Annotated in this window: 25 protein-coding genes, 1 tRNA gene and 2 pseudogenes; 11 read left to right on the top strand and 17 right to left on the bottom strand. The window is 61.0% G+C overall.

Annotation, left to right across the window (positions count from 1 at the left end):
* Nucleotides 1–73: 73 nt before the first annotated feature.
* The 7 genes from FPT15_RS18455 to FPT15_RS18425 are packed head-to-tail and all read left to right on the top strand — an operon-like array spanning nt 74 to nt 7,140.
* A complete protein-coding gene (locus tag FPT15_RS18455; protein WP_145163467.1) occupies nt 74–868 on the top strand; it encodes a class I SAM-dependent methyltransferase in 795 nt (264 codons plus the stop codon).
* The gene (locus FPT15_RS18450; protein WP_145163466.1) at nt 865–2,403 is read left to right on the top strand and encodes a class I adenylate-forming enzyme family protein; all 1,539 of its coding nucleotides are present in this window, start codon (nt 865–867) and stop codon (nt 2,401–2,403) included. Before FPT15_RS18455 ends, FPT15_RS18450 begins: the two co-directional genes overlap by 4 nt.
* On the top strand, nt 2,393–3,178 hold the full coding sequence (locus tag FPT15_RS18445) for an alpha/beta hydrolase family protein (protein WP_145163465.1): 786 nt from the start codon (nt 2,393–2,395) through the stop codon (nt 3,176–3,178). The genes FPT15_RS18450 and FPT15_RS18445 overlap by 11 nt, the downstream gene beginning before the upstream one ends.
* Nucleotides 3,172–4,617, top strand: a complete 1,446-nt coding sequence (locus FPT15_RS18440) for an MFS transporter (RefSeq protein ID WP_145163464.1) — start codon at nt 3,172–3,174, stop codon at nt 4,615–4,617. Before FPT15_RS18445 ends, FPT15_RS18440 begins: the two co-directional genes overlap by 7 nt.
* Before the next feature lie 8 nt (nt 4,618–4,625).
* Nucleotides 4,626–5,411 (top strand): 3-oxoadipate enol-lactonase, encoded by a 786-nt coding sequence (gene pcaD, locus FPT15_RS18435; protein WP_145163463.1) that lies wholly within the window; start codon nt 4,626–4,628, stop codon nt 5,409–5,411.
* 48 nt (nt 5,412–5,459) lie between these two features.
* On the top strand, nt 5,460–6,806 hold the full coding sequence (locus FPT15_RS18430) for a short-chain fatty acid transporter (RefSeq protein ID WP_145163462.1): 1,347 nt from the start codon (nt 5,460–5,462) through the stop codon (nt 6,804–6,806).
* A gap of 31 nt (nt 6,807–6,837) precedes the next feature.
* Nucleotides 6,838–7,140 carry a YciI family protein gene (locus FPT15_RS18425; RefSeq protein WP_145163459.1) on the top strand — a complete coding sequence of 101 codons (303 nt, stop codon included), beginning with the start codon at nt 6,838–6,840 and terminating at the stop codon, nt 7,138–7,140.
* Between the two features lie 128 nt (nt 7,141–7,268).
* Here FPT15_RS18425 and FPT15_RS18420 read toward each other — a convergent pair.
* The 5 genes from FPT15_RS18420 to FPT15_RS18400 form a co-directional block, all read right to left on the bottom strand.
* A tRNA-Gly gene (locus FPT15_RS18420) sits at nt 7,269–7,344 on the bottom strand.
* Nucleotides 7,345–7,407: 63 nt separating this feature from the next.
* Nucleotides 7,408–7,968 carry a CDP-diacylglycerol--glycerol-3-phosphate 3-phosphatidyltransferase gene (gene pgsA / locus FPT15_RS18415; protein WP_003232771.1) on the bottom strand — a complete coding sequence of 187 codons (561 nt, stop codon included), beginning with the start codon at nt 7,966–7,968 and terminating at the stop codon, nt 7,408–7,410.
* Between the two features lie 32 nt (nt 7,969–8,000).
* The gene (uvrC, locus tag FPT15_RS18410) at nt 8,001–9,824 is read right to left on the bottom strand and encodes an excinuclease ABC subunit UvrC (protein WP_145163457.1); all 1,824 of its coding nucleotides are present in this window, start codon (nt 9,822–9,824) and stop codon (nt 8,001–8,003) included.
* 1 nt (nt 9,825) lies between these two features.
* Nucleotides 9,826–10,467: a UvrY/SirA/GacA family response regulator transcription factor gene (uvrY, locus tag FPT15_RS18405; RefSeq protein ID WP_003190387.1), complete on the bottom strand. Its 642-nt coding sequence runs from the start codon at nt 10,465–10,467 to the stop codon at nt 9,826–9,828.
* Nucleotides 10,468–10,618: 151 nt separating this feature from the next.
* Complete coding sequence (locus tag FPT15_RS18400) at nt 10,619–10,984, bottom strand: helix-turn-helix domain-containing protein (protein ID WP_145163455.1); 366 nt, start codon at nt 10,982–10,984, stop codon at nt 10,619–10,621.
* 81 nt (nt 10,985–11,065) lie between these two features.
* On the opposite strand from FPT15_RS18400, the gene FPT15_RS18395 reads away from it, so the two are divergent.
* Nucleotides 11,066–11,305, top strand: coding sequence for a DNA-binding protein (locus tag FPT15_RS18395; RefSeq protein ID WP_106579986.1), 240 nt, complete (start codon nt 11,066–11,068; stop codon nt 11,303–11,305).
* 35 nt (nt 11,306–11,340) lie between these two features.
* On the opposite strand, the gene FPT15_RS18390 is transcribed toward FPT15_RS18395, so the two are convergent.
* Both FPT15_RS18390 and FPT15_RS18385 read right to left on the bottom strand, forming a co-directional pair.
* Nucleotides 11,341–11,787, bottom strand: a complete 447-nt coding sequence (locus FPT15_RS18390) for a GNAT family N-acetyltransferase (RefSeq protein ID WP_145163453.1) — start codon at nt 11,785–11,787, stop codon at nt 11,341–11,343.
* Entirely contained in the window at nt 11,788–12,537 is a 750-nt protein-coding gene (locus tag FPT15_RS18385; RefSeq protein ID WP_145163451.1) for a carbon-nitrogen hydrolase family protein, read from the bottom strand.
* 145 nt (nt 12,538–12,682) lie between these two features.
* Between FPT15_RS18385 and FPT15_RS30100 the strand changes: the two genes are divergently transcribed.
* Nucleotides 12,683–12,817: a hypothetical protein gene (locus FPT15_RS30100; protein WP_256350929.1), complete on the top strand. Its 135-nt coding sequence runs from the start codon at nt 12,683–12,685 to the stop codon at nt 12,815–12,817.
* A 339-nt stretch (nt 12,818–13,156) separates the two neighbouring features.
* A complete protein-coding gene (locus FPT15_RS18380; RefSeq protein WP_145163449.1) occupies nt 13,157–14,236 on the top strand; it encodes a 3-deoxy-7-phosphoheptulonate synthase in 1,080 nt (359 codons plus the stop codon).
* A gap of 234 nt (nt 14,237–14,470) precedes the next feature.
* On the opposite strand, the pseudogene FPT15_RS18375 reads toward FPT15_RS18380, so the two are convergent.
* From FPT15_RS18375 to FPT15_RS18360, 4 genes and pseudogenes are all read right to left on the bottom strand, one after another.
* Nucleotides 14,471–14,599 (bottom strand): annotated as a pseudogene (locus FPT15_RS18375) (flavodoxin family protein); the annotation flags it as partial.
* Between the two features lie 3 nt (nt 14,600–14,602).
* Nucleotides 14,603–14,787: pseudogene (locus FPT15_RS18370) on the bottom strand (ABC transporter); the annotation flags it as partial.
* A gap of 34 nt (nt 14,788–14,821) precedes the next feature.
* Nucleotides 14,822–15,682 carry an ABC transporter substrate-binding protein gene (locus tag FPT15_RS18365; RefSeq protein WP_372241486.1) on the bottom strand — a complete coding sequence of 287 codons (861 nt, stop codon included), beginning with the start codon at nt 15,680–15,682 and terminating at the stop codon, nt 14,822–14,824.
* 63 nt (nt 15,683–15,745) lie between these two features.
* Complete coding sequence (locus tag FPT15_RS18360) at nt 15,746–16,141, bottom strand: carboxymuconolactone decarboxylase family protein (RefSeq protein ID WP_145163447.1); 396 nt, start codon at nt 16,139–16,141, stop codon at nt 15,746–15,748.
* A gap of 194 nt (nt 16,142–16,335) precedes the next feature.
* Between FPT15_RS18360 and dkgB the strand changes: the two genes are divergently transcribed.
* Nucleotides 16,336–17,154, top strand: a complete 819-nt coding sequence (dkgB, locus tag FPT15_RS18355) for a 2,5-didehydrogluconate reductase DkgB (protein ID WP_145163445.1) — start codon at nt 16,336–16,338, stop codon at nt 17,152–17,154.
* On the opposite strand, the gene FPT15_RS18350 is transcribed toward dkgB, so the two are convergent.
* The 6 genes from FPT15_RS18350 to FPT15_RS18325 form a co-directional block, all read right to left on the bottom strand.
* Entirely contained in the window at nt 17,151–17,573 is a 423-nt protein-coding gene (locus tag FPT15_RS18350; RefSeq protein ID WP_145163443.1) for a chemotaxis protein CheY, read from the bottom strand. The genes dkgB and FPT15_RS18350 overlap by 4 nt on opposite strands.
* Nucleotides 17,574–17,697: 124 nt before the next feature.
* Nucleotides 17,698–21,327: a transporter substrate-binding domain-containing protein gene (locus FPT15_RS18345; RefSeq protein ID WP_145163441.1), complete on the bottom strand. Its 3,630-nt coding sequence runs from the start codon at nt 21,325–21,327 to the stop codon at nt 17,698–17,700.
* 6 nt (nt 21,328–21,333) lie between these two features.
* The gene (locus FPT15_RS18340) at nt 21,334–21,960 is read right to left on the bottom strand and encodes a response regulator transcription factor (RefSeq protein WP_106579958.1); all 627 of its coding nucleotides are present in this window, start codon (nt 21,958–21,960) and stop codon (nt 21,334–21,336) included.
* Between the two features lie 301 nt (nt 21,961–22,261).
* Nucleotides 22,262–22,978: an MgtC/SapB family protein gene (locus tag FPT15_RS18335; protein ID WP_119735498.1), complete on the bottom strand. Its 717-nt coding sequence runs from the start codon at nt 22,976–22,978 to the stop codon at nt 22,262–22,264.
* Between the two features lie 472 nt (nt 22,979–23,450).
* Nucleotides 23,451–24,053 (bottom strand): GNAT family N-acetyltransferase, encoded by a 603-nt coding sequence (locus FPT15_RS18330; RefSeq protein ID WP_145163439.1) that lies wholly within the window; start codon nt 24,051–24,053, stop codon nt 23,451–23,453.
* Between the two features lie 12 nt (nt 24,054–24,065).
* Nucleotides 24,066–24,410: an FKBP-type peptidyl-prolyl cis-trans isomerase gene (locus FPT15_RS18325; protein ID WP_145163437.1), complete on the bottom strand. Its 345-nt coding sequence runs from the start codon at nt 24,408–24,410 to the stop codon at nt 24,066–24,068.
* Nucleotide 24,411 lies beyond the last annotated feature (1 nt).

The raw sequence follows: 24,411 nt of genomic DNA, 5'->3' as shown, positions 1-24,411 counted from the left end.
CATTGGTTGGGCATGCCGGACCGTCGTTATATTCTGCCTCGCCACGAAACATTTTCCAGGAGGAAAAGTAACGATGAACATGGTCCTAAAAAATACAAAAAAGACCGATACGCTGTTTTCCAAACAATCTGATCATTACGCAGCCTTTCGATTCGACTACCCTGCCGAACTCTATGAATTCATCCGCGCACACAGCCCAGGCACGCAACAGGTGTGGGATTGCGCAACCGGTAACGGCCAGGCGGCCATCAACTTGGCGACGACCTTTGAACATGTCACGGCCACGGACGTGAGCGCAGAGCAAATCAACCGAGCGCCTCGAGTCGCCAACATTAGTTTCCAGGTGCTGGCAGCCGAAGATGCCCGCTTTGCTCCCATGCAGTTCGACGCGGTCTGTGTGGCCCAGGCCATCCACTGGATAGACACCCCGAGCTTTTACGCCCAGGTCGACCAATGCCTGGTCAGCGAAGGGTTGCTGCTGATCATCGGCTATGCCTTCAACGAGCCGCTGACCCCGGCACTGGACCAAGTGATCAACGACTTCCAGTTCGGCCTGCTCAAGGACTTCTGGCCAGTCCAGACCGAGGTCCTGTTCGCCGGACTCAAAGGCCTGCCCTTTCCTTACCCGCAACTGCCGACCCCGGAACTGCATATCCAGCGCCGCTGGAACCTGGAGGACTACGTCAACTACACCCGGACGTGGTCCGCGACCCAGCTTTACATCGATCAGCACGGCATCGACCCTTGCCCAGCGCTGGCCGAGCGCCTGGCGACAGCCTGGCCCGAAGATCGGGAATACCTCGACTTCCAGTGGCCGCTGTTTGTCCTGGCAGGCAACAAGCCCGCGCACCAGGACCGCAGTCAATGAACGTCAAGGATGTCCTTCTTCAGTCGGCACAGGCTTTTGGCGAGCGCCCGGCGGTCAGCGATGGGCAGCGCAACCACAGCTATCAGCAGGTCTGGCAGCGCGCCTGCCGCTTGGCCAATGGCCTGCTGGCCTGGGGAATCGAGCCCGGAACCCGAGTGGCGGTGCTGGAAGACAACTGCGTCGAATCCCTGGACGTGCTGGTGGGGCTCGCCATCGCTGGAATTGTCCGAGTGCCGCTGTATGCCGGCAGTGCCCTGGCCATCCAGCAGAACATTGTCCAACACACCCGCTGCCAGTTACTGATCGCCTCGCCGGCCCACGCCGAAACAGCCAGGGAGATGCAGCGACAAGCCCCCACCCTGCGGTTACTGTCTTATGGCGCCGACTATGAGGCTTGGCTCGCTGGCGCGGCGGACGGCGCACCGAATATTGAGATCGGCGAAGATGACCTGTTCATCATCCGCCATAGCGGCGGCACCACCGGAGTGCCAAAAGGCGTGCCTATCAGCCACAGGACCTGGCTCTATTCGATTTACGAATGGTCATACGGCCTGCCGCCGCTGCAGCCAGGGGATGTGTTCCTGCAGGTTAGCCCGCTGTCCCACGGAGCCGGCTACCTATTGCTGCCCACCTGGATCGCAGGGGCCTGCACCTTGGTCAGGCCGGCTTTCGACGCCGCCGACTGCCTGCGCTGCCTCACCGAACATCGGGTCACCCACAGTTTTATCGGCCCCGCCGACCTCAACTTATTGACCCGCCTGGCCAGCGCCGCAAGCGAGCCGCCCCAGGTTCGGCTCAAGGCCCTGATCACCGGTGGAGCGCCCCTCGCCGAAGCCACTATCCGCCGCTTTCGCCAGTGTTTCGGCGAGGTCCTGTATCAGTATTACGGCCAGGTCGAAGCCGGAATCATCAGCGTGATGCCTGCCTCGAACCTACATGACCTGGCCCCAGGCGATGGCCGCCTGCTGTCCTGTGGCCGGCCTCGCCACGACGTGCAAGTCTGCGTGCTGGATGACGCAGGCCAGGCGCTGGCTCCCGGCCAGATTGGCGAGATTGCCATTCGCAGCCAGGGCGTGATGCCTGGCTACTGGAACAACCCGCAGAAAACCGCGGACAAGTTCCATCGAGGCTGGCTGCTGACAGGCGACCTCGGCCGCCTCGATCAGCAGCACTACCTTTACCTGCTTGATCGCAAGGAAGAAATGGTCGTCAGCGCGGGGATGAACATTTACCCGGTGGAGGTGGAGAACGTGCTTATGAGCCATCCCACGGTAGTGGAGGCGGTCGTGTTCGGAGTGCCCGACGCCAGCAGCGGTGAAGCCTTGCAGGCGGTCTGTGTCCTGCGCCCGGGGTCAGACACGCCAGACCAGGCCTTGCGCGAGCTGTGCCGCCAAGCCCTGGGCGAGTTCAAGACCCCGAAACACATCGTCCTGCAACACGAGCCCTTGCCCCGCAGCGCCGTGGGCAAGATTCAGCGCCGGGCCATACGCGCCACTTGGTGGGACAACACGGAGCGTTTTATCCATGCCGTCTAAACACACAGCCTGCGCAACAGATGCACTCGCGCTGGATTTTGTCCTGATACCTGGTGCCGGGTTCGGTGGCTGGGTATGGCGCGAGGTCGCCAGCCTGCTTCGCGGCGAGGGCCATCGGGTATTGACCCCAACCCTGGCCGGGGTCGCCGAACGCCAAGGCGCGATCGACGCCGAAGTGGGCCTGCACAGCCATGCCCGGGAGATCGTCGCCACGGTGACGGACAATCAGCTGGACAATCTCGTGCTGGTGGGCTGGAGCTACGGCGGCGCCGTGGCGGCGGCGGCCTTGCCTGACCTGTCCAACCGGATACGCGCGGTGATTTTTCTCGACGCCTTCCTGCCCCTGGACAACAGACCGTTACTGGAGCACCTGCCCACGGCCCTCAGGTCCCTGCTTATGACGTGGCAACGAGAACACCAGGGAGCGACGCTCAAACTGAGCAGCGCCGACGGGTTCGGCCTGGACGACCCAACCCTGCATGCCGAAGTCGAGCAACGCCTGGGCGCCCATCCGGGGCGAGCGTTCTTCGAGCCATTGAGCCCCATTGACCTGAGCCTGGACCTGGCCTACAGCTACATTCGCTGCAGCCAGTTTCCCTTCAGTGCCTTCGATCTCGCGCTGGAGCAGGCCCGGGACAGTGGCGTGTTTGCCAGCCGCTGCCTGGCCACCGGGCACCTGGCCATGCTCACCCATCCACACCTGCTGGCCCAGACGCTGCTTGAGCTGGGCGCCAGCGCTCGGGAAAACCTCGGACAGCAGGCGCGCCAATGCTGACACCGGAGCCGGCCGTGACCCAGACCGGGGCCAGACGCTGGGTATGCCTGGTGATCCTGCTGGTGGGATCGTTCCTGCCGCCCCTGGATTACTTCATCGTCAATATCGCCCTGCCCTTTATCAAGGCCGACCTGAGGGCCAGCGATGGCCTGATGCAGGCGTCGGTGTCGATCTACGCCGCAGCCTTTGCGCTGTTCCTGATCCTCGGCGGGCGTTTAGGGGACAGGTACGGGCCACGGCGGATTTTCATGCTTGGCATGCTTGGCTTTGCCGCCGCCTCGGTGGCTTGCGGCACCGCCGGCAGCGATCTGGGACTGGTGCTGGCGCGCTTCGTCCAGGGCCTGTTCGCCGCCATCATGGCCCCTCAGTCCCTGGCCCTGATCCATGCCAATTTCAATGGCAAGGACAAAGCCCTGGCCCTCTCGCTGTATGCCTCGATTTTTGGCCTGGCCTGCCTGGTGGGCCAGGGTGCAGGAGGCCTGCTGATTGCCGCCGATATCGGCGGACTGGGCTGGCGCAACCTGTTCCTGATCAATGTACCGATCGTTTTGCCCTGCCTGCTGGCGGCGGCGCGCCTGCTCAACGAATCCCCACACCACCAACGGCGGCCCCTGGACATCATCGGCTGTGCGCTGTTCGCAGGGTTCCTGCTACCGCTGCTGACCTGCCTGATCGAAGCGGTGCCCCGAGGCTGGCCGTGGTGGTCCTGGCTGGGGCTGGCCCTCAGTGCCCTCAGCCCGGGCCTGTTCGTCATCTGGGAAACCCGGCTCAAACGCAAGGGCGGCACCCCCTTTGTCGACCTTGAGATCTTTCACCTGCCAGCGCTGTTACCCGGCTTTCTGGCGCTGTTCTGCTTCTACGCCATCTCGCCGTTCTTTCTGATTTACGCCGACTATCTGCAGTCGGGTTTCCAGCTCGGCCCAGCGGCAGTGGGGGCACGGATCCTGCCGTTCGGCGTGGGCTTTTTCCTCGCTGCCCTTGGCAGCGCCTTTCTCGGCCAGCGCCAAGGCAAGCCCGGAGCCCTGCTGGGCTTGAGCCTGCAGGCTGCAAGTATGTTGACGGTGGTCCTGTGCGTCGGCGGCGGCCGCCCAGACTTGCTTTATTTGCCTCTGATCTTGCTTGGCGCCGGCCAAGGCTTCGCCCTACCGGCTCTGGTCGGGGTCGTCAGCGACACCCTGAACCGCCACCAGGCGGGCATGAGCGCCGGACTGATCAACACCGTCCTGCAATGCAGTTCGGCGTTTTTTGTCGCCAGCATCGGCGGGGTGTTCTTTGCCGTGAAAAACCACCTTCCCACAGATGTCGGGCTCTCCCAGGCCCTGGTCGCCGCCGCGCTGCTGATTCTGTTATGCCAACTGCTGGCGCTGTGGCTGATCCGTCTCGCTATCGCACGGCAAACCGCCCCCGTCCTGCCGCTCCCTACACCTAACGTGACCTGAGGAATGCTATGCCTTTCGCGCAGATCGCCGGCAATCGCCTGCACTACCAACTGGAGGGAGCGGCCGAGGCGCCGGTCCTGGTGCTGTCCAACTCCATCGGCATCGGCCTGGAAATGTGGGCCCCCCAGGTCCAGAACCTGGCCCCACGCCTGCGGGTGTTGCGCTACGACACCCGTGGACACGGCGCCAGCACCAGCGACCAGCGGGCCACCTCCATCAACGACCTGAGTGATGACGTCGCGGCGCTGCTCGACCACCTCGACATCGGCAGCGCGCACTTTTGCGGCCTGTCCCTTGGTGGGCTGACCGGCCAGTCCTTTGCCTTGCGCCATCCCCAGCGCCTGCAACGCCTGGTGCTGTGCAATACCTCGGCGCGCATCGGCAGCCGGGAGGGCTGGAGCAAGCGCATCGACCAGGTCCGCAATGTGGGCCTGGCACGACTGGCGACCACGGTGGTGCCACACATCTGGCTGCGTCCGGAGTGGGCCCTGGCTCACCCCGCCAGTTGCCAGGTGATGGTGGACCTGGTGGGCCGCAGTGATCTGCAAGGATACATCGACTGCTGCCAGATCCTTCGGGAAACCGACCTGAGCCGCTGTATCCCGGCGATCCGCGCGCGCACTTGGGTGATCTCCGGGCGCCACGACCTGGCGGCCACCGTGGAACAGGGCCAGGCGCTGCAACAGGGCATTGCCGGGGCTCACTTCAGCGAATTCGACTGCGCCCACCTGGTGAATTGGGAATGCACCAGCGCCTTCAACGAACAACTACTGGCGTTCCTCAGCGCGCCCTGAAAACCGCCGTTACAAGCTCTGAGCCTGCATAACAATAAGGAAAAGACCATGAGCAAAATAACTTCATTCTTTACGGAACTGATGCGGCGTTATCTGCCCGATCCGTTTGTATTTGCCATTGCCCTGACATTTCTCGCGATCTTTCTCGCGGTGGTGGTCCAAGGCGTGTCCCCAGTGGATTCCCTGATGCACTGGGGCGACGGCTTCTGGAACCTGCTGGCGTTCACCACCCAGATGGCGGTGATCCTGGCCATGGGTTATGTGCTGGCCACCTCGCCCCTGGTAGACCGCCTGCTCAATGCCATCGTGGTTAGGGTTGGCACACCGCGAATGGCGATTATCGTGGCGACCCTGGTGGGCGGGATTGGCAGTTACCTGAACTGGGGCTTCGGACTGGTGGTCGGCGGTATCGTCGCGCGCAAACTCGCGTTGCACGTGCGCGGGGTCCATTACCCCTTGATCATCGCCTCGGCCTACAGCGGCTTCACTCTTTACGGCCTGGGGTTGTCGGCGACCATCCCGGTGCTTATCTCCACTCCCGGGCATCCGATGCAGAAAAGCATGGGCCTGATAGGCCTGGGCGAAACGATTTTTTCCTGGCCGATCTTGCTCACAGCTCTGGTGGTGTTGGTGACGTTGCCTCTGCTCAATGCAGCCCTGCGCCCCCGGCAGGGGGAACAGGTGACCGAGATCGACGCCAGCCAGTACATCGCCAAGGATGAAAGCGGCCAGGGCGTGGACGGGCTGTTCGCCGACAACACCGTGGCCACTCGGCTCAACAACAGTAGGCTGCTGAGCCTGGCGGTGGGCCTGTTGGGTCTGGGCTACGTCGCCGTGAGTTTTTTGCGCGGAGCCAACCTCGATCTGAACAAGGTCAACTTTCTGATCCTGTTCCTCGGCATCCTGCTGCTGCGCACCCCGGCCCAGTACATAGCCAAGCTCAATGAGGGCATCAAGACCATTACCGGGATCATTCTCCAGTACCCCTTCTACGCCGGGATCATGGCGATCATGGCCGGTTCGGGCCTGGTGGACAGTGTCTCCAGGGTCTTTGTCGACGTGGCCAACCAGCAGACCTTGCCCTTCTGGGGCTTGATCAGCTCGTTCCTGATCAACTTCTTCGCCCCTTCCGGCGGCGGTCACTGGGCGATTCAGGGCCCCTTCATGATCGAAGCTGCCCGTGCCCTGGACAGCTCGCTGGCCCAGACCTCCATGGCGGTGATGCTGGGCAACGCCTGGAACGACCTGGTGCAGCCGTTCTGGATCCTCCCGGCCCTCGCCCTGTCCCGGCTGAAACTCAAGGATGTGATGGGCTACACCGTGATCTGCATGTTCTGGGTCGGTGCCATCTACATTTGCACCGTTCTGCTGTGGGGATACCTGGGCCACCCGTGAATCCCGATTCATCATTTTCAGGGGTCTGCGTATGCCATTTGTAATCGAAACATGGGACAAGCCTGGCAGCCAGGCGGTCCGCAGCCGCCACCGGCCCAGCCACCTGGAGTACCTGGAGCGCCACGCGGCGCTGTTGATCGCGTGTGGCGCCAAGTTGCATGACGATGCCAGCGACCTGGGCGGTGGGTTCTACATCGTCGAACTGGATACCCGCGAACAGGCACAGGCGTTTATCGAGGGCGACCCGTTCTACCAGGCAGGGCTGTTTCTCAACGTACAGATCACCCGTTGGCGAAAAAGCTACGTACTCGGCAAAAACCTGCTGACCGAGTGACCACGGCACCACCAGGTGCCCCTGGACAGTGCTTGGCCAGGCACGACAAATGGCGGGCCAAGCGCCGACGTATGCGTAAATCCCAGGCAAAAAAAAGCCACTCGTTAGAGTGGCTTTTTCTTTGTGTTTGGAGCGGGAAACGAGACTCGAACTCGCGACCCCGACCTTGGCAAGGTCGTGCTCTACCAACTGAGCTATTCCCGCGTCTTGGTGGTGTGCATTCTATAGAATCCAGAACCCCCGTCAACCCCTTGATTCAAAAAAGTTTTATTTCTTTTCAACGGTGGTGCGCAGATGCGGCCAGGCAGCACGCAAATACTGAAGCATGGACCACAACGTCAGGCCCGCGGCGATCAGCAGCAAGGCGTAGCCGGTGAGCACCCAGAAGGAGAAGTCCGACGGATTGGCCAGCAGGATCACCAACGCGAGCATTTGCGCAGCGGTTTTCCATTTGCCCATGTTGGACACCGCCACGTGGGCGCGCGCGCCGATTTCGGCCATCCATTCGCGCAGGGCCGAGACGACGATCTCGCGGCCGATGATCACGGCGGCCGGCAGCGTAAGCCACAGGTTGCCGTGCTCCTGCACCAACAGGACCAGGGCCACGGCCACCATCAGTTTGTCGGCCACCGGATCAAGGAATGCGCCAAAGGGCGTGCTCTGTTCAAGGCGACGCGCCAGGTAGCCGTCAAGCCAGTCGGTTGCGGCTGCAAACGCAAACACTGAACTGGAGGCGGCATAGCTCCATTCGTACGGCAAATAGAACAACAAAATGAAAATCGGAATGAGCAGGACGCGTAGAACGGTAATCAGATTAGGGATATTCATCGGCACAACTGGCTACGAGGTGAGAAGGCATTCTATTCGCTGTGCAGGTTTGCATAAATCAACTCAGCGAGCTTTTTACTGATACCGGGTGCTTTGGCTATTTCGTCAATGCTGGCACGGGACAGCTCCTGCAAGCCACCAAAATGTTTAAGCAGGTCGCGCCGGCGTGTCGGGCCAACGCCCGCCACCCCTTCCAGGGTTGAGGTTCGACGGGTTTTGCCGCGACGGGCACGGTGGCCAGTAATGGCAAAACGGTGGGCCTCGTCACGGATCTGTTGAATCAGGTGCAGCGCGGGTGAGTCGCCCTTCAAGGTGAACTCATGGGCGGCATCATTCAAGTACAACGTCTCGAAACCGGCCTTGCGCGTGGCGCCCTTGGCCACGCCGAGCAGGATCAGGTCGGGTACGGCCAGTTCGTTGAGCACGTCACGGGCCATGGACAACTGGCCCTTGCCGCCGTCCACCAGAAGGATATCCGGCAGTTTGCCCTCTCCGTCCTTCAACTTGCTGAAGCGTCGCGTCAGGGCCTGGTGCATCGCGGCGTAGTCATCGCCGGCGGTAACGCCTTCGATGTTGTAGCGCCGGTAATCGGATTTGATCGGCCCTTCCGGTCCGAACACCACACAGGACGCCACGGTGGCTTCGCCGCTGGAGTGGCTGATGTCGTAGCACTCCAGCCGTTGCGGCGGCTCATCCAGGTTAAGGACTTCAGCCAAGGCGTCGAAGCGTGCGGCCACATGCTGCCGATTGGCCAGACGCGCACTCAGGGCTTGCTCGGCGTTTGTGACCGCCAGTTGCTGCCAACGGGCACGGGTACCGCGCACGCGGTGGCTGATGTCCAGCTCACGGCCGCGCAGCTCGTGGATGGCCTCAATCAGTGTGGGGAAGTCTTCATGCACCACGTTGACGATCAACTCCGAGGGCAGATCGCGCTCCGGGCTGCTGACGTAGTACTGACCAAGGAAGGCGGCCATGACCTCAGCCACTTCCTCGTCGATCCCGGTTTGCGGGAAGAAGTTCTTGCTGCCCAGCACTCGCCCGCCACGCACGCTGATCAAATGCACACAGGCGCCGCCCGGGTTGACGAACGCGGCGATCACATCGACGTCGCCGTTGCCGCCCTCCATGCTTTGCTGGTCCTGGACACGGCGCAACAGAGAGATCTGGTCGCGCAATTCAGCGGCCCGCTCGAAATCCAGCGTGCTGGCAGCCTGCTCCATGGCGCCGGAGAGCTCATCGGTGAGCGCATTGCTGCGCCCTTCGAGGAACATCACCGAATGGCGCACATCCTCGGCGTACTCCGCCGGATCAACCAGACCGACACAGGGCGCCTTGCAGCGCTTGATCTGGTACTGCAGGCAAGGCCGTGTGCGGTTCTTGTAAAAGCTGTCTTCGCACTGGCGCACAAAAAAGGTCTTTTGCAGCAGGCTCAGGCTTTCGCGGATTGCGCCGGCGCTGGGGTACGGCCCGAAATACTTGCCCTTCTGCTTCTTCGCGCCGCGGTGAATGCTCAGCCGCGGGAAATCGCCGTCGGATAAAAACACGTAGGGGTAGGATTTATCGTCGCGCAGCAGAATGTTGTAGGGCGGCCGCCACTCCTTGATCAGCGTCTGCTCAAGCAGCAGCGCTTCGGTTTCATTGGCGGTGATGGTGGTTTCGACCTGGGCGATGCGCGCCACCAAGGCAGCGGTTTTCGTCGCCAGGCCGGTCTTGCGAAAATAGCTCGCCAGACGGTTTTTCAGGTTCTTGGCTTTGCCCACGTAAAGCAGGCGTGCCTCGCTGTCGAACATGCGGTACACGCCGGGGCGGCCACTGCAGGTTGAGAGAAAGGCACTTGGATCAAACGGTGTGGTCATGTCAGGCGCTGGCGTCCACCATGCCGTGGCGCACCGCGAGCAGGGTCAATTCAACATCACTGCTGATGGCGAGCTTCTCGAAAATGCGATAGCGGTAGGTGTTAACGGTTTTGGGCGACAGGCAGAGCTTGTCGGAAATCGTCTGCACTTTCTGGCAGCCGACGATCATCAAGGCGATCTGGATCTCCCGCTCCGACAGCGCATCAAACGGCGAGTCGCTGGTGGGCTGGAACGATTTGATAGCCAACTGTTGGGCAATCTGCGGGCTGATATAACGCTGGCCGGCAAATACCAGGCGAATGGCTTGCACCATCTCCGCCAGGCCTGCGCCTTTGGTCAGGTAACCGGCCGCGCCTGCCTGTAGCAGACGTGTAGGAAAAGGGTCTTCCTCGCACACGGTCACCACCACGACTTTAATGTCCGGATGGCTGCGCAACAATTTGGTAGTGGCACCAAGACCGCCGATCCCAGGCATCTTGACGTCCATCAAAACCACATCGGGTTTCAACTCCCGGGCCTTGATCAGGGACTCCTCCCCTGACTCGGCCTGACCGACTACTTGCAGGCCATCGATGTCAGCCAGCATTCGTGTAATGCCTGTACGAACGAGATCATGGTCATCGACTACTAGCACCCTAATCAAGCAGACACCTCGCGATATGGTCTTATAGGTTGCTGAACACCTTAGCAAAAAACCATGGCGCAGACCTAGCTGCAAGCGTCATATATATAGAGTTTACGCACGCTATCGGTGCCCGACTTGCGCCGGACAGCCGACTTTACTGAGCAAAAGGTCAGCTTTGCGTGAGAGCCGACTTGTGTTTTCCGTTCTGCGACACGGAGTGTTCCGCCAGTGTGGAGGTCAGTCGGCGGATAGCGTCCTGATCTTCCTTGAGCATGACCCGGTAATTTTCCAGGATTTTTTCTTCCAACTGACTGAGGTTTTCCAGCTGCATAGGCGTCGGGCTTCCCGTCAGCACATATAAAACATCTACACCACGCTGAGCCACGCGTGACAGGTAGTCCGCCTTGGGTGCGCGGCCGCCGCTTTCGTATTTGCCTTGGGCATTTGCCTCGACGCCGCCGATTTCACCAAAAACTTTCTGCGACAGGCCAAGACGTTCTCTTTCCTGTCTTAAACGCGAACCGATTCCACTCATTTGGATGTATGATCCTGTCTGGCACACCCCAAGAGGTGACACACTCATCTCGTTTTAAACAAACTTGAACGGTTTTGAACTATGCCCGGTATTCGCACTGCTGCACAAGCCAAGGCCTGGCTGGAACATCAAGGAAAGTCAGTTCAAGCGTTTGCCCGTGAGCACGGCGTTGATCCGGCCACGACCTATCAAGTGCTCGCTGGGCGTAAAAAAGGACGGCGTGGGGAAGCCCACAAGGTGGCGGTCCTGTTGGGCATGAAAGAAGGGATTATCGTGGATGAGCCGGTAGCCCTGAACCGCGATCCGGAAATCGTTTCCTGACCGCAGTATGCGCTTATTGGCAAGACGTGCCTGTTTTAGCCCGATGGACCTGCCTGACACTCGCGCTCCATGCGCCAGAAGCAACCTTCTTCCCCAACGATGCTAAACCCCAGGCGCTGATACAACCTGCGCGCCGGATTGGTTTTGAACACCGTCAAGCGTAAAAGACCCAGCCCCTGCGCGCGCGCCTTGAGCACCATCTGCTCGAGTACCCAACTGCCTGCGCCCTGCTTGCGGTAGTCTTCGGATAAGTGCAATTCGCGAATATACAGAGCACTGTTGTCACGGCTCAGGCTGATAAACCCCAACACCGCGTCGCCCTTGCAGATCATCCAGTTCTCGCGGCTGCCCCAGCCCACGTCAAAGCCATAGTCAGACCACACAAGACCGTATTGCAGGTAGTAGCCACCCATGGCTTGGTGGGTCAGCCTCCGCGCGAATGGCAAGTCATCGCCAGTCGCGGCGCGCAGGTGAAACGTCATTTACAGCGCAACCACGTGGCCAGACCAGTGGCCGCCATCGCGGCGGGCAAGCACCAACGCGTCGCCAGTGCGCGGTGCGGCGGCCAGCACGTTGCCGTCCGCGGCCCAGATGGCGCTGCGCCCTGCGCAGGCCCAGCCGCCTGAAGGCCCGCCATGGTTGGCCATCAACACCAGCATGCGATGCTCGGCGGCATAACCCTGGAGCAGCGCGCTGTCCGCGGTGTAGCCACCCTCGCTGATCAACACGCCGGCGGCGTACACATTGGCACCGGCCTGCGCGGCCTCACGTGGATGGCTGGCGTGGGAAAAGTCTGCGCAAACCGCCAGCGCAATATGGTCATCCGCCCATTCGAGGGCGGCCCCGCCCTGCCCTGCGACAAACGCCACGTCTTCACCCGGATGCAAATGCTGCTTGGTGTACACCGCCAGCGACCCGTCCGCCGCCAACACCAGCGCGCCGATCAACACGCCCGCCTCCGGCGCCAAACGGATCGGCATCCCCACCACCGCCGTCAACTGCAGCGCCTGCACCTTCTCACGCAGTGGCGCCAGCCGTGCATCCTCTGGCGCAATCGCCAGTTCAGCGGCCAGCGCCGGCTCATAGCCGGTCAGTGACAGCTCTGGAAACACCAGTAACTGCACACCGTGCTCCGCCGCCGCCTGCATGAACGCCAGGTGCCGCTGGATATTGGCCGGCACATCGCCTGCGATTGAAGTGGTCTGAGCAGCAGCAAGGGTCAGGGCAGTCATGGTCGCGTCCAAGCTATCAATATCTGAGTGTCAGCAGCATATCGATACTCACCCCATAGCCGTAAGTACCTCAGGCGATAGAAATTACTGATTGAATCCTCCCGCGTGCCTCTAGTAAGCTCCCCGCATCATTTGGAGACTCACCATGTTGCAACTCACCCACACTCAGGTTTGCCCTGCTGCCAGCGCCTCGCGCTCGGTGTCGGCTACCCGCGTGAACGGTTTGAGCGCACTGGTCAGCTTTTATTTTGGGTATTGGTTTAGCCACTGGCGCGCCTGATACCTGAAATCGGCGCCCACTACTCAAGGGGTCGCCTGCCAGAGAAATCTAACCCCCGGTCGGCTCCCCGACCGGGGGTTTTGTTTTTTCAGCCCTTACTCATTTTGCTTCACACCGAACACTAAAAGGACTCACGACATGAACTACGCCACCTATTACCGCTACGACACCTCCACTGCATGGCGATTTAGCAAGCTCCGTTCGGGACAGCCTGCCGCCTCCGATCGGTCACCTATTGGTGGCAAGCCAACACACGTAGCCAATACGGCCAATTGTCGAACACCCCAGTAGGGCAGAGCGCGCGGGAATCGCCCGCCGCTTGCCCAGGAAGCCTTGAATATGAACTCTGCCACCGCCGCCTTGCCTGTTGCCAACCTGTCCAGCGCCAATGAAGCCCTGACCCAGCGCCTGCCCAGCTCGCTTGAACTCAAGCACCAGTTGCCCCTCAGCCCGTTCCTCAACGAACAGATCCACGCCCATCGCCAAGCCGTGCGCGCCATCCTCAACGGTGAAGACGCCCGTTTGCTGGTGATTGTCGGCCCGTGCTCGATCCACGATCCCGAATCGGCCATGGAATACGCACGCAACCTGAAGAAGCTCGCGCTTGAAGTCAGCGACCAGATGCTGCTGGTGATCCGCGCCTACGTGGAAAAACCGCGCACCACCATCGGCTGGAAAGGCCTGGCCTACGACCCGCACCTGGACGGCAGCGATGACATGGCCGCAGGCCTGACCCTGTCGCGCGAACTGATGCGTGAAATGCTGCGCCTGGGCCTGCCAGTCGCCACCGAGCTGCTGCAACCCATGGCCGCCGGCTACTTCGATGACCTGCTCAGCTGGGTCGCCATTGGCGCTCGCACTACCGAATCGCAGATCCACCGCGAAATGGCCAGCGGCCTGGGCATGCCGGTCGGCTTCAAGAACGGCACCGACGGCGGCGTCGCGATTGCCTGTGACGCTATGCGCTCGGCGTCACACCCGCACCGCCACTTCGGCGTCGACAGCCAGGGCCATCCGGCAATCATCCAGACCCCAGGCAACCCCGACACGCACCTGGTGCTGCGCGGCGGCCACCGTGGGCCAAACTACGATGCGCAAAGTGTGGCCCAGGTAAAACACGATTTGGCCAAGTCCAAAGTCGCGGCGCGGATCATGGTCGATTGCAGCCACGCCAACAGCGGCAAAGACCCGTTGCGTCAGCCGGCAGTGTTCAACGACGTGCTGGAACAACGCCTGCAAGGCGAGACCTCGCTGATCGGCATGATGCTCGAAAGCCATCTGTTCGAAGGGTGCCAGCCGTTGAGCGCGTCGATGAAATACGGCGTGTCGGTGACCGATGGTTGCCTGGGCTGGAGTGGCACCGAGCAGCTGTTGCGTGGTGCGGCTGAGCGGTTGCGGGAACACCACAAAGCTGACTGACGCATGGAGATCAAAATGTGGGAGCTGGCTTGCCTGCGAAGGCGGTGGATCAGTCAGAAAACCTGGCACTGATAGACCGCATTCGGGGGCAAGCCCCCTCCCACATGTGTACGGTGTTTGGGTCGGGAAAGTGGATACAACGCCTCATCAAACTGCGCCAGTTTCGCAAGCACCAAGGGCTGCTCACTTGCCAGCCCTTGCAGTTTCTGCACATACCCCAGCAGAAAATCCCGCCGCTGCAATCGATTGCTTCTTCACCCCCAGCCGTTGCTCCAGGGCATACACCAGATAGTCAGGGTTCTCGCGCGTGGAAAAATCCGCCGCCGACGCTACCGGGTTCCACTGCATGGCGTACAAGTCACTGAAATGATCGAGCCAGTCCGGGTCCATTTCCGGTTCCGATGAAAACAGCAGGCCGGTGTAGGCCTGTAAGGGGGGGTAAAAATCGCGCTGCAGCTGCCCTGGTCAACCACCCTGCCCCACTGCATCACCACCTCATCGGCAATCGCGCGCACCGTGGCGACGTCGTGGGTGATGAACAGGCAAGCCAGCTCCCACACTGGATGTTCATTGGCTGGTCGATCCCTAGGCCTGCCACCACCGCTCGATCAGCCGCAGCCCATCCAACTCACCATAAGGCGCGGTCAGCGGCCCGTGGCTGACGCGGTTCGAACGCACCGCCACAGAGCTGGCGAACAGCGGCACAATCGCGCCGCCATCGTCCCGGCACAGGGCCTGCATTGCGTTGTACATCTCTTGGCGCAGCGGCGCGTTCATCTCGCCACGGGCCGCCGTGAGCAGTTGGTTAAAGCGCGCGTTGTCCCAGTGGGTTTCGTTCCTGGCCGCGCCTTTGGCGTAGCCGATGCTGAACATGCGGTCGGCGGTCAGGCTGCTGTACCAGAACGAGGTGGTGAACGGCTGCTTCATCCACACATTGGAGAAGTAGCCGTCGGCCGGCTCGCGCACCACGTCAATGTCGATACCGGCCTGGCGCGCCTGTTCCTTGAACAGTACCGAGGCGTCCACCGCGCCGGTGTAAGCAGCGTCGCAAGCTTGCAGGCGCACCTTGAGCGACTCCACCCCGGCCTTGCGCAGGTGGAAGCGCGACTTGTCCGGGTCGTAGCGGCGCTGCTCCAGCGCAGCGTTGATAAAGCGGCTGCCTGGCTGGATCGGGTGGTCGTTGCCCACCAGGCCATAACCGTGCAGCACCGACGCCAGCAGGGTTTCGCGGTTGATCGCGTGCTTCATGGCCATGCGAATGTCGTTGTTCTTGAACTCGTTGCTGTCGCACAGCATCGGGAAGGTGTAGTGCTGGGCGCCCTTGGTTTCTTCAATCACCAAACCTGGGTTGCGCTTGAGCAACGCCACGGTTTTCAGGTCGACTTTATCGATCACATCGACTTGCCCGAACCCGGGCAAGGTAGAGACGCGAGTCCTCTGGATGATTACGCCGCCAACGTTTTGAGCCGCTTGCGCTGGTGGATGGCGTGGTTCGACCGCTGAGCGATCTCACGGCCACTTGAATACCTCATCGACCGGCACGCGATACCCGGTGGCCAGGCGGTTGGTTTGATTGGCCATGCCGACCACCGCCTGCAACTCGCCGAACATCGCATCAGTCATACCGGCCTTGCGCGCGGCGGCCGTGTGGGAGGCGATGCAATACGGGCAATTGTTGGTCACGCTGACGGCCACGTAGAGCAACTCCTTGGTCAGCGGATCCAGTGCGCCGGGGGCCATGACTTCCTTGAGGCTTTCCCAGGTGCGGCGCAGGGTCGGCGGGTGGGCGGCCAGGCATTTCCAGAAGTTATTCACCTGGTCAACCTTGCGCGTCTGCATGATGTCGTCATACACCGCGCGCACCTCGGGGCTGGCGTCGGCGTATTCGGTCAAGTGTTGGGTCATGGCATGTTCCGGGCTGACAGTGGGTGTTCTGGAATACCGTGCGGCAGCTGTCTGTGGCAAGTGAAGCCGCATTTTTTATTGCGGGCGAGACTCGTGACTTCTGGTAAAGAGTCCTTTTCGGGTTCGACGGTTTTTCCGAAGGAACGTCGAGGGGATACTCGACTCCACTGTTCACACCCCTTCAGGAGTTACAGATGTTTATCCCTATGCAAAACGTTCCCGCCTTCGGCCTTGGCACCTTCCGCCTGCAAGGCCAAGTGGTAATCGACTCTGTGAGCACGGGCCTGGAACTGGGCTACCGCGTCATCGATACCGCGCAGATCTACGAGAACGAAGCGGATGTCGGCCAAGCCATTGCCGACAGCGGCGTGCCGCGTGACGAACTGTTCATCACCAGCAAGATCTGGATTGCCAATTTCGCCGAAGGCCAGTTGATTCCCAGCCTGCGTGAAAGCCTGCGCAAACTGAAGACCGACTACCTGGACCTGACCCTGATCCACTGGCCGTCGCCGGAAGACCAGGTGCCTGTCGCCCAATTCATGGGCCAGTTGCTGGAAGCCAAGCGCCTGGGCCTGACGCGCCAGATCGGTATTTCCAACTTCACCATCGACCTGATGAAGCAGGCGATTGCCGCGGTGGGCGCCGAAAACATCGCCACCAACCAGGTAGAACTGCATCCCTACCTGCAAAACCAGAAGGTGGTGGATTTCGCCATCGCCCACGGTATTCAGATTACGTCGTACATGACCCTGGCCTACGGCGAAGTGCTCAAAGACCCGGTAATCCAGCAGATCGCCGAACGCCACCAGGCCACGGCGGCGCAAGTGACCCTCGCGTGGGCCATGCAATTGGGCTATGCGGTGATTCCGTCGTCCACTAAACGTGCCAATCTGGACAGCAACCTCAAGGCCCTGCAACTCACTTTGAGCGCTGCCGACATGGCGCAGATCGCCGGCCTGGAGCGCGGCCATCGCCTGACCAGCCCTAAAGGCATCGCCCCGAAGTGGGACTAAACCCCGGCCGCCGGCGTGCGGGATAACTCCCGCAGCCACGGCAATACCCGCAGGCCCCGGTGGGCCTCGGGTGGGTCGATGATGTCCATGAAGTGCTCGAGGTTGACGGTGTCCGGCATGCCCGGCAGCCGGACCAGCAGCGTCGGCGGTACACCGCCTGGAATATCCAGGTCCTGGTGGTCATAGACCAGTACATGATGCACCTCGGGCTGCGGCCCGTCGGCCTGGGCGGTCAACCCCGCATTAATGATCAGTACGTCGAATGGCTCGGCCGGGATGGCGGTAAGAATCTGGACTTCTTCAAGGGTTTGCACCGGAACAATCCGGTGGTACCCCAGCTGGTTGAGCATTTTTTCGATGTACAGCCGCTGCAGGTGCTGTTCATCGGCAATCAGGATGGTCAGTGCTTTGTTCGGCATGGCAAACCCCTGGGCAGGCTGTGCTCGTCAGTGAGCGTGGCCCATTTTCCAGACATATCCCGAAGACAAAATCAGGTATGTTCCTCCTTCATGTAGGAGTTCTCCCAAATCCACTGAACGGCGCTCAACCGCGCTCAGCACCGAGCGTAAAACTGCTCAAGTGCCGATGCAGATCGTCGAGGGCTTCGCTTACCGCTTCAATCGCCATGCCCAGTGCGTCGCGCTCCTGGCGCTGGCACACCTCCTCAAGCCTTTCACAACGGGTTATCAGCGTCTGCGCCTTGACCAGCCGTGCGCCGCCCTTGGCGCGGTGGGCGAGGTCATGCAGTTCGTGAAAATTCAACTGGCGGTGCAGCACCGGCAGCAGCGCGCGGTCTGCCTCAAGGCTTTCGAGCAACGGTATCAACAGTTCATTGAGCGCCGCGTCATCGTCACCCGTCAGCGTGATCAGGGCGCTCACATCAAATGTCCGCTCAACCTCAGATACCCTAGGGCTGGTCGCAAGCGCGGCCAGTGCCGAGCGCAAGTCCTCAAGGCCGGCAGGTTTGAACAAACAGGTATCCATGCCTGCCTGTCGGCAGCGCTCGGTTTCCTCCGGTTGCGCGTTAGCGGTAAAGCCCAGCAGCAAGCACGGTACCAAGCCTTGCGCACGCTCCTGCGCGCGGATGTCACGCGCCAGGGCGTAGCCATTCTTGAGGGGCATGTTGCAATCGGTGATCACCACATCCGGTTGCTCGGCTTGCCAGCATTCAAGCCCTTGCACACCGTCTTCGGCCAGGGTGATGCGATGCCCCAGAAAGCGCAGTTGGCGCGCCAGCAGCAAGCGATTGGCCGGGTAGTCGTCCACCACCAAGATGCTCAATACACGGCCCGGCCGGGCCACAGGCGCCGGGCCAGCACGCTCGACCGGCACTGCGGTGGCCCTGGCCAACGTCAACGTCATGTCCACTCGCGTGCCCTGCCCGGGCGCACTGCTCAACTGCAGCGTGCCGCCCAGCATTTCACACAGACTGCGGCTGATCACCAGCCCCAGCCCCGAGCCGCTGCGCGCTGATTGTTCGGTGTTGCTGCCCTGGAAAAACGGGTTGAACAGACGCTGCTGGTCTTCACTGCTGATGCCGATGCCGGTGTCTTCCACCCATAACACCAGTTCCAGATGGCCAGTGTCAGACCCCGGTGCACTGCGCCCGCCCAGACGTACCTGGCCCTGGGCCGTGAACTTGATTGCATTGCTCAGCAGGTTGGACACCACCTGCTTGAACCGCAAGGAGTCGATCAGCACCGGATAATCAATCAGCGGGTCGAGTTCCACCTGCAACGCCAGGCCTTTGGTCCGCGCCAGCCCCTCGAACACCCGCGCCACCGAGGTGAGCAATTCACGCAGATTGGCCGGCGCCAGGGTCAGCGACAAGTGACCGGATTCGATTCGGGAAATATCCAAAATATCGCCAATCAGCTCGAGCATGCCGCGCGACGCAACCGAGGCGACCTCCAGGGCATCGCGGTCGACGCGCCCCTGCTCGGCATTGGCAAGCGCCAATTCAATCATGCCGATCACCGCGTTCATCGGCGTGCGAATCTCATGGCTCATGGTGGCCAGAAACGTGGTCTTGGCGCGGTTGGCGGCATCGGCGTCTTCCTTGGCTTCCTGCAACTGGCCCAATAGCCGTTGGCGTTCGCTCACATCCACCCAGCCGGCAATCATGCCCACCACGTTTTCGTCCCCATCGCGGTACGGCAGCATCCAGTGGTAAATGGTCAGCACCTTGCCGCCCGGCAACGTGAGCAGCCGGTCATTGATCTGCGGCTCGCCGCGTTCCATCAACCGCAGGTAATCCTCATGGAAGGACCGCGACTGCGCAGGGTTGCCGCTGTCGGCTTCTATCACCGTCTTGCCGATCACTGCGTCGGACTTGAAGCCGAACACGTCCAGATAAGCGCTGTTGCACGCCATCAGCCGGCCCTGGCGGTCGCGCACGTAAATCGGATAGGGCGTGCCGTCGATCAATACGCCCATAAAACGCATCTGGTCGCTCAAGGCCCGTTCCGCCTGCGCGCGTTTGCGGATCAGGCTGCGCAGGTAAATAGCCCAGCCGGAAGTGATCAGCAGCAACAACGCCGCCAGGCCAAAGCCCTGAATGATCGCACTGCGGTGACGCAACCAATGGTCCTCAATGATCACATCCGTGCGCCATTGGCTGACCAGCTCATCCATCTCCTGCGGAGGGATGCTCAGCAGCGCTTTGTCGAGTATCGAGTACAACTCCAACTGGCCGCGATTGACCCCGAACGTCATGCGTGCCGGCTCGGCGCCGACAGTACTGGTCACGCGCAAGCGGTCGCGGTACTGCTGGGCGATCAGGTAACGCGCATTGATCAATGAGTTGACTGCCCCTTCGGCAGCCCCGTTGGCCACCAGCGCCATGGCTTCGGTGGGGTTGCGCGCCGCCACAAAGTTTATCCCTGGGTAATCGCGGTGGATGACGTCGCGCACGGCATTGCCACTGCTGATCGCGAGGCGCTTGCCGACCATGTCCTCCAGGGTCATCGTGCCGGGGTCGTCATTGCGGGTGACCAGCACCACCGGGTTGGTCAGGTAAGGTCGGGTAAAGCGCACCTGATCAGAGCCTTCGATACTGGGGGTCACCACCGCCATCATGTCGGCGCGGCCTGTACTGACCGCGTCAATCTGCTGAGGCATCGAGCCGCCGGAAACGACATCGAACTTCAAGCCGGTACGCAAGCTGATCCGCGACAGAACATCGGCACTCAAGCCCTCCAGTCGCCCTTGCGCCGTAAAGGACGCCAACGGCAGCATCTGCTCGGACGCCACCACCCTGACCCGCGGGTGTTTCTCCAGCCAACGCTGCTCACTGGTGCTCAGGTGCAACCGCTCGGCACCGAGCAGGCCCAGGTTGTCACCGTTCCAGCGACGCAATATTTCCATCTGTTCGTTCGCCGGGATCGCCCTCAGCGCAGTGTTGATAATGCGCAGCAAGCGGGTGTTGTCCCTGAGCACGGCAAAGGCGAAGGAATTGGATTCCAACGTGGAAAAATCCGCCATTTGCACATTGTTCAAGTGGTTGCGGTTGATCTGGTAATTGGCAGAGATGGCATCGCCCAGGTAGACATCGGCGCGACCGAACGCGACGGCGCCAATGGCTTCGAAAATAGACGGAAACAGCTCCACGTTAGCCTTTGGGTAAAAAGCCTCTACCACGTCGGGCGGCATGTAGTGATAGAGCATGGCGATGCGTTTGCCAGCGAGGCCGACACTCAACGATTGGCTGTCGCCGGTGCGGGTAACCAGCACCGGCTGGTCATTGGCGTAGGAACGCGAAAGCACCAACTGCGGGTCGCCCGCCTCAAAACCATTGGACGTCCCAAGCAGGTCAATGGCGCCTTGCTTGAGGGCTTCGAGCACTTCATCGCGGGTATCGTAGCGCCGCACCTCAACGCTGATATTCAGCGCCTGGGCGAGCAACCCGGCGTAGTCCGCCGTGATGCCTTCGATTTCGTCGTTGTTGTTGGTCAGTTCGAAGGGCCCGTAGTCGGGCGCGGAAACCCCCATCAACAACACACGCCGCCCCCGCAACCACTGCCAGTCAGCCTCGCCCAGCGTTACGGAGTGGCCATTGAGGCTGGAGTGCCCCAGCAGGCGCAGATTTTGCGGCTGATCAAGGGCACTGGCCATCATCGGCAGCAAGCCCATCAACAGCGTGATGATGAACCGTCGCATCGGCGCAAGGATCATGTCTGATCAGATCAGATGATTACGCTGTGCAAACTTGGCCATGTGGACCACAGACGACATGCGCAGCTTCTCCTTGAGTCGCGTCTTGTAGGTGCTGATGGTCTTGTGGCTGAGTAACATCTGATTGGCGATTTCGTTATTGCCCAAGCCCAGGGCCAGCATCTGCAACACCGCCAACTCGCGATCTGACAGGGCTTGCACCAGTTCCTGCTCCGTGGACTGCAGATCGTCACGGCGCACCGAACTGCTCGGCAAACTGGGGAAGCAACTGTAGTTGGACATCACCGCTTTGATAGCCTTTTGCAGCTCATCCAGCTCACCGGTCTTGGCCACGAACCCCATGGCGCCGGCACGCATGCAACGCGCCGAAAAAAACTCCGGAAGGTACGAGGTCAGTACCAGAATCTTGCACGGCAGGCCCAACGCCTTGACCCGGCTGATCACCTCAAGCCCCCCCAGCTTCGGGATCGCCAAATCAAGAATGATCAACGCCGGACGCCCCTCTCTGGCCTTCTGCACAGCGTCCGCACCGTTGCCCGCTTCATCGATTTCGGTGAAACCTTCCAGCGTCAGCAGATGCCGGACGGTTTTACGGATAAACGGATGATCATCAACTATTAGCGCTTTAGTCATAAAACTCCCCTGAGAGGATAAGTACCCTTACACATCACACGGGACACAGGTACCTGTGAGAAATGACAGTGCCGACCAGCGGTGCTGCACCTACTCAGGACAATAACCAGGCTGTTCCTGGTCCCTTCGATTGAAACCGGCCGAACACGTACAGCCAAACCGATGCCGCCGGCTAGCTGCAAGCGCGCAACCTTAGCAACGAAATGACGTTTCATCCGAAGGGATAGTCCCAAGCGTATGTAGGACTTTTCCTCACGAAACATGACCAAGCCAGCGCCTGGTCATGCGTGAGGCGCGCCGGTCAATCAGTGGTGCTCGGGCTCCAGAAGGCCTGCACCACCAGGGTCGATGTGGAAATACGCGCTACCAGCGCATCCAGTTCGTCGCCGTCTACCGAGGTCGCGACCAGGGTGGCCTCGATCTCCACCTCTTCACTGCCAAACGGCCGGACGTCAACGTCGCTCGCCGGGTAGTTGCAGCGCGCCAGCTCGGCTTCGAGCAACACCATCACCGCCTGTTGCTGGCTGCGCCGCGCGATGACATAGAGGATGTTGGTCACCTCCGCCGACACCACGTCCAGAGGCTGACGGTTGATGTTGTTGACGATCGGCCGCAGCAGCGTGTTGGCCGCCAGTACAAACAGCGTGCCCAGCAGCGCTTCGAGGATCAGGTCAGCGCCCGCACAAGCGCCCACGGCTGCCGAGGCCCACAGGGTGGCGGCAGTGTTGAGCCCGCGCACGTTGCCTTCTTCGCGCATGATCACGCCAGCCCCCAGAAAGCCGATGCCCGAGACCACGTACGCGACCACCCGAACCGCGCCTTCAGCGCCGCCCAGCCGGTTGGCCATGTCGACAAAAATCGCCGCGCCCACGGCCACCAGCACATTGGTGCGCAAACCCGCCGTGCGCTGGCGGTACTGACGCTCGAAGCCGATCAAGCCACCGAGGATAAACGCCGCGCTGAGGCTGACGACGGTATCAACCAAGGAATTGAGGTTGATGTTGTTGATTGCTTGCATAGGAAATCCTCCCTGTTTATTGCCAGCCGAACTGACGGATATAGAAACCCTTGGCCCGCCCACCGTAAAAGGCAGGCGCGTCCGTAGCAGCCTGAATGCTTTCAGGTGCTGGTCAGCGTCGATGAGAGGGATGCAGGCAGGTGCCAGGACTGGCCGCTGCCGGAATGCCGCTTCTCGCTTTTTTCAGGCGAGACAACGGCACAGGAAGAATGCGCGTTATCTTGCCAAGGATGTGCCGATTACTGAAACCGGCCGACAACTGTCACTCGAACAAGTACCCACTGAGGGTCTCCGCTATTGATGAAAACGCGCGGAGTTTACGCCGCGTTTTCGCGTGAGTAAACCGTAGGAAAGTTTACCGATGACCAACAGGCCGCTTCTTCAGCGCAAGTTCAGAAACCGTTTTCCAGGCATCATCCCGATCAAAGGTGGAAGGGAAATGGTCACTGCAGATCAGGTCTATGTACATCGGTTATGACGGCGTACCCGGCCGATCACGCTCGACCTTCTCCAGGTATTCATCCATCCGCCCACCCGCCAATGCCTTGAGCTGAATCGACACCGTATTCACCTGCCGCCCCATCGTAATTCCCTCGCGGGTGCGCACCGGCACATACCCAAGCTTGGGCCAGAACCGCTCGGCCCTGGTGTTGCCGACCACCACCGTCAGACGCAGCCATTGGGCGCCTTTGCTCGCAGCCCAGGATTCGAGATCGGCATGCAACTGTCGCGCAAGCCCGGTGCCGTGCAAACGCGTATGCACCAGCAGCAATCCGATATGCCAGACCCCGGCAGCGAGCAAATCCGCGGCAATGTTCACCACGGCGACCAACTGATCCTGCGCATCGCGGTAACCCAGCCAGTACATCCGGCTGCAGCGCCACCCTGCCGGCAAATGGCCCTGCAGTTCTTCGCGCGCTTCAGTCGGCCCGGCCGGCTCGCCATTGACTGCGATGAAATAGCCCGGCGCCTGTTCGAAAAAATGCTGCAGCTCAGCCGCGTCGCTGCCCAGCAATTCAACCACCCGGATGCCCGCGACGGAGCAGCCCGGCAACGCCTCAACATCAACGTCCATGTTCACTTTCCTTCAGTCATCGCGCGTCAGCACTTCCAGCAACTCGATTTCAAAGCGCAGGTTGCTGTTGGGTTTGATGTGCGCGCCCATCGAGCGCTCGCCATACGCCAGGTGCGCCGGTACACACAATGTGCGTACACCGCCGACGCGCATGCCCATCAAGCCCTGGTCCCAGCCTTTGATCACGCGCCCGGTGCCGATCACACACTGAAACGGCTTGCCGCGTTCCCAGGACGAATCGAACACCGTACCGTCTTCCAGGGTGCCGGTGTATTGAGTGGTGATCAGTGCGCCCTTGACCACGGTTTTACCGTCGCCCAGGCGGATGTCAGTGATCTGAAGGTCTTGGTTGCTCATG

This window comes from Pseudomonas sp. RGB, from assembly GCF_007713445.1.
In the GTDB taxonomy this organism is placed as follows: Bacteria; Pseudomonadota; Gammaproteobacteria; order Pseudomonadales; family Pseudomonadaceae; genus Aquipseudomonas.
The sequence above is the reverse complement of the archived record's forward strand: the minus strand, read 5'-3'. Positions and strand labels throughout refer to the sequence as shown.